Origin of the sequence: Amycolatopsis thailandensis, assembly GCF_042723255.1 — a bacterium.
Lineage (GTDB): Bacteria > Actinomycetota > Actinomycetes > Mycobacteriales > Pseudonocardiaceae > Amycolatopsis > Amycolatopsis thailandensis.
The window spans coordinates 1-3924 of the sequence record NZ_JBHXJK010000122.1 but is presented as its reverse complement, the minus strand read 5'-3'; the positions used below and the strand labels follow the sequence as shown (position 1 = coordinate 3924).

Genomic DNA, 3924 nt, shown 5'->3' with positions numbered 1-3924 from the left:
AGGCGTGTTTCTGGTATAGCCTTTTCAAGTTCGTGGGGTGTACGGAATGTGGCTTTCGCGACGCGCGAAGCCGCCGGGACCGCTGGGCCCGGGTGGTCGTGATGCGAAAGCCACGTTCACAACCTTCAACGTTGCGAAAGTGGCTTTCACAACCCGCGCCGCACTGTTCAAGGCCCTACCGGCCACATCCAGCGGTAGACGACGCGACGAACCCAGCAGGTAACCAAATACCGGCCCACCAGAACCCGAATCGCCGCGCACGACCCACGCGACTCCTAACCCTTCCGCGGGCTCAACACGAGATCGAACGTGTTCCCCTCCCCCTGAACGAAAGTGCTCAGATACGGGGTGAACGCCCCGCAACCGGTCAACGGCGCCAGCGCGTAGGTGCCGGCGAGCGCGCCCCCTGCCGCCATAGTGAAACCGTCGCCGGTACGCAGCTCCGCCGTCGACGGGGCCGAAGTCCTGCACCCCGGCCCGCTGCTGACCGGCATGCCGACGAGCGTCACGAGCGGAAGGACGGTCGTGAACCGGGGCCGCGCGACGAAACCGGTCCCGGCCAGATCGCCGCCTTGGGGTCCGTCGGCGACGAACTCCAGATCGGCCGCGCCCGGCACGAAGCCGAACAGCCGGAACTCGGTGTGCGCCTTGTCGAACACCGGACCGCCGCTGAACACCGTGGCCGCGGTGGGGCTCAGGTCGAAGGTTCCGGTCAGGGGCGCGGTGGCGCCTAGCGCCTTGACTCCGGTCTTGCCGGCGACCGCGTACCGATGCCCCGCGGGCTTCTCACCGAGGTCGAAAGAGAGCAGGACCGCGTCCTGGCCGGGGTCGAGCGCGCAGTCCGAGGTGAACGAGCCGATCCCCGTGTACGAGCCGTCGGCTTTCTTCGGGGTCAGGCGGGTGGTGAAGTCACCGACGGTCAAGGTGGTCTTGCCCGGCTTCGCCAGTGTCACCGTCGGCACGGAGCCCTTGGCCACCGTGGTGAAGCTGCCGGACGGCGGAAGTTCGGTTTTGGCGACGTCCAGCGGGATGCGCACGGGGAACGGCTTCGCGTCCCCGTTGACCAGCGTGACGCCCGCCGCCGCGGTGCCTTCGATGGTGGTGGCGCCGACGAGGTTGAGCCCGCGCGCCGCCTTGTCCGGCACGGTGACGGTGATCGTCAGCCCGGAGGTGGTGAGCGTGCCGCCGGGCGCGGTCGGGACCTCGAAGTCGGCCTTGATGTTCACGTCGAGCTTCTGCAACCCGATCAACGGAAAAGGGCAGGTGAACGACAGTTTCTTGTCCACGGGGGTGCCCGCCGCCGCACTGTGGACGGCGACGAACAGCAGGCTGGCGGCGGTGAGCAGGACGATGAGGCCCGCCGCGAGCAGCATCCGGACGTTGATGCGAAGGGGCATGGTCGCCTTCCTGACGACGCCGAAACGGCACTGAAAACGGCACCGGTCCCCGCCGCGAGCAGCGACGAGGACCGGCTTGCCTGGCTACTTCTTGGTGAGGTTCAGGTCGAGCGTGTTGCCGTCGCTCTTGGCGAACGCGCTGACCCAGTCGTTCAGCTGACCGCAGTTCTGCAGCGCCGACAGCGAGTAGGTGCCCGTCAGCTTCCCGCCCTTGAGCAGGTCGAAGTCGGGACCGGTGGTCATCTCGCTGGTGGACGGGCTGACCGTGCCGCACTTCGGGTCACTGCTGATCGGGATCCCGAAGACCTGCACGCTCGGCAGGAACACGTTGAACTTGATGTGCGCCTTGAAACCGGTGCCGACGAGCTCACCGGTCTGCTTGCCGACCTGTTCGACCTTGATCTCCGACTTACCGTCGATGAACCCGAAGAGCTTGAACTGGGTGGACGACGGGTCGAGCTTGAGGTCACCGGTGAACGTCTTCGAAGCCAGGTCGACGTCCGCGTCGAAGCCACCGTTGATCGGCGCGGTGCTGCCGAGTGACTTCAGCGCGGTCTGACCCTTGATGCCGAACGCGTACTTGATCCCGCCGCCACCGGGGGTGGTGGTCGGCGTGGTCGGGGTCGTAGGCGTGGTCGGCGTCGTGGGGGTCGTCGGCGTGGTCGGGGTGGTGGGAGTGGTCGGCGTGGTGGTGCCGCCCCCGCCGTCACCGATCTTGATCGTCGCCAGGGTGTTGTTCTGGCCCGGATCCTGCGTGCACGGCGCGTCGATCGTGCCGTCCGGCGTGATGCCGGTGACCGAACCGTCGGCCTTGCGCGGGGTGACCTTCAGCTGGAGGTCACCCACGGTGATCTTCGCCTCGCCGGGCTGGTTGAAGGTCAGCGAAGGGGTCTTGCCCGCCGCGTTGACCGTCATCTCGCCCGAAGTGGGGATGTTCTGCTTGGCGATGTCGTTGGGGACCTTGACCGGGAGGTTGAGCCCCGGTGCCGCCACGGTCGCCGCCGCGATGGCCTGGCCTTCCAACGTGGTGGCACCGATCAGGTTGAGCCCGCTGACCGTGTCCGCGTTGATCGTGGAGATGGCCTTGATGTCGAACGTTCCGGTCGGCTGACCGGTCTTGACCGACAGCGGAAGATCGGTGTTGATCACCACCTTCAGCGACTGCGACCCCACGAGCGGCAGGTTGCAGTGGTAGTTGAGCGGGAGCGAGATCGGATCGGCGACACTGTTCTGTGCCCCGACCACGAGTACCGCGGTGGCAAGCCCCACGGCACCGGCAGCGGCGGCGGCGACCGCCTTCTTGGTTCCTCTACGGTGACTCACGATCGTCCTTCCGTGGTATCAACGATGATACGAAACGGCGTACAATTCCCCAGAGCAATGAATATCGGCCCGAGAGAATTCTCCGGGTAGCGACGATGTCTGACGGATCGCAACCGAACAGTAAACTAACGACGCGTCCACGCCGCTATCAAGTGCTTCCCCGGAAAAGTTGACGCGGTCCCGGTAAATTGTCACCCTGGCACGGTGCGCACACCCGGTTCCTAGTAGCGGCACATGGGTTTCCCCAGCACAGGGCCAGTCGAGGCCGCCTGAGGAACCGCTGACGCAGGTGACAATCACACCGCGCGAAACTATCTCGCGGGTGCCAATCGACCTTTTCCCGCACACCCCTGTCTTGCCTGCCGGATTCTTTCGTGAGTAACCTCGCGGTTCAGCAAGCCGGTCACCGCCGACCACCGCGGATTCGCACTCCTCGTGCCACGGCCGGCCCTCTTTCGCCGAATTCGACGGGGAAACCATGAAAAGAATGCGCCGCACGGCAGCGCGAATCGCGTTCGCCATCGTCTCCGCGACCGCCGCCGCGGTCCTGCTGAGCGCCTGCGGGTCCGACAAGCCCGCCGACACCGGGCGGCACGCCGACCCGGCCGCGCTCGCCTGGGTGGACAAGGTGTGCTCGGGGGTCGCGACGGGCTCGGCGAAGATCTCCCAGCCGCCCGCGTTCGATCCCGCCAACCCGCAGGGCACGAAGACCGCCATGGTCGGTTTCCTGAACTCGCTTTCCGCCGCGCTCGACGACATGGCGGGCGGGATCCGGAACGCCGGTGTGCCGCCGGTCCCGGATGGACAGTCCGCCGTGGACAAGGCCACCACCACGCTCGGCGAAACCAAGACGAAGGTGTCCGCCACCCTGACGAAGATGCAGGACGCGAAGGTCACCGATCAGGCGAGTCTCCAGAAGGTGGTCGCCGACGCCGACTCCTCGATGAGCGGGCTGAGCGAGCCTGAAGGCCCGATCAAGCACCTGCGCGCCAACCCGGAACTCAACCTCGCGTTCGCCGAGTCCACCACCTGCCGTCAGGTCTACGGCGGAAACGCCTGAGTGCCCACCTTCGTGAGGCGAAGCGGTCGTGGTGGTGTCGCGGGCCGGGCGGGGCATGCTCCACGTGGAGCCTCCCCGGCCCACGCCTCACCGCTGCTTCCGGTGTCGCGAAAGCCACTTTCGGGACATCAGACGTCCCGAAAG

The 3924-nt window shown here is 66.6% G+C and carries 3 protein-coding genes; 1 reads left to right on the top strand and 2 read right to left on the bottom strand.

The features are described from left to right. Window positions 1-275: 275 nt before the first annotated feature. Together ACFWMR_RS33770 and ACFWMR_RS33765 are read right to left on the bottom strand one after the other, a co-directional pair. Complete coding sequence (locus ACFWMR_RS33770; protein WP_378381295.1) at window positions 276-1397, bottom strand: DUF6801 domain-containing protein; 1122 nt, start codon at window positions 1395-1397, stop codon at window positions 276-278. 84 nt (window positions 1398-1481) lie between these two features. Next, entirely contained in the window at window positions 1482-2720 is a 1239-nt protein-coding gene (locus ACFWMR_RS33765; protein ID WP_378280034.1) for a DUF6801 domain-containing protein, read from the bottom strand. A 487-nt stretch (window positions 2721-3207) separates the two neighbouring features. Between ACFWMR_RS33765 and ACFWMR_RS33760 the strand changes: the two genes are divergently transcribed. Beyond that, entirely contained in the window at window positions 3208-3780 is a 573-nt protein-coding gene (locus tag ACFWMR_RS33760; protein WP_093939082.1) for a hypothetical protein, read from the top strand. Window positions 3781-3924: the final 144 nt, after the last annotated feature.

Excerpts from the sequence above, each read along its gene's own strand:
- ACFWMR_RS33770 (WP_378381295.1), bottom strand. The coding sequence starts at position 1,397 with ATGCCCCTTCGCATCAACGTCCGGATGCTGCTCGCGGCGGGCCTCATC.
- ACFWMR_RS33760 (WP_093939082.1), top strand. The coding sequence starts at position 3,208 with ATGCGCCGCACGGCAGCGCGAATCGCGTTCGCCATCGTCTCCGCGACC.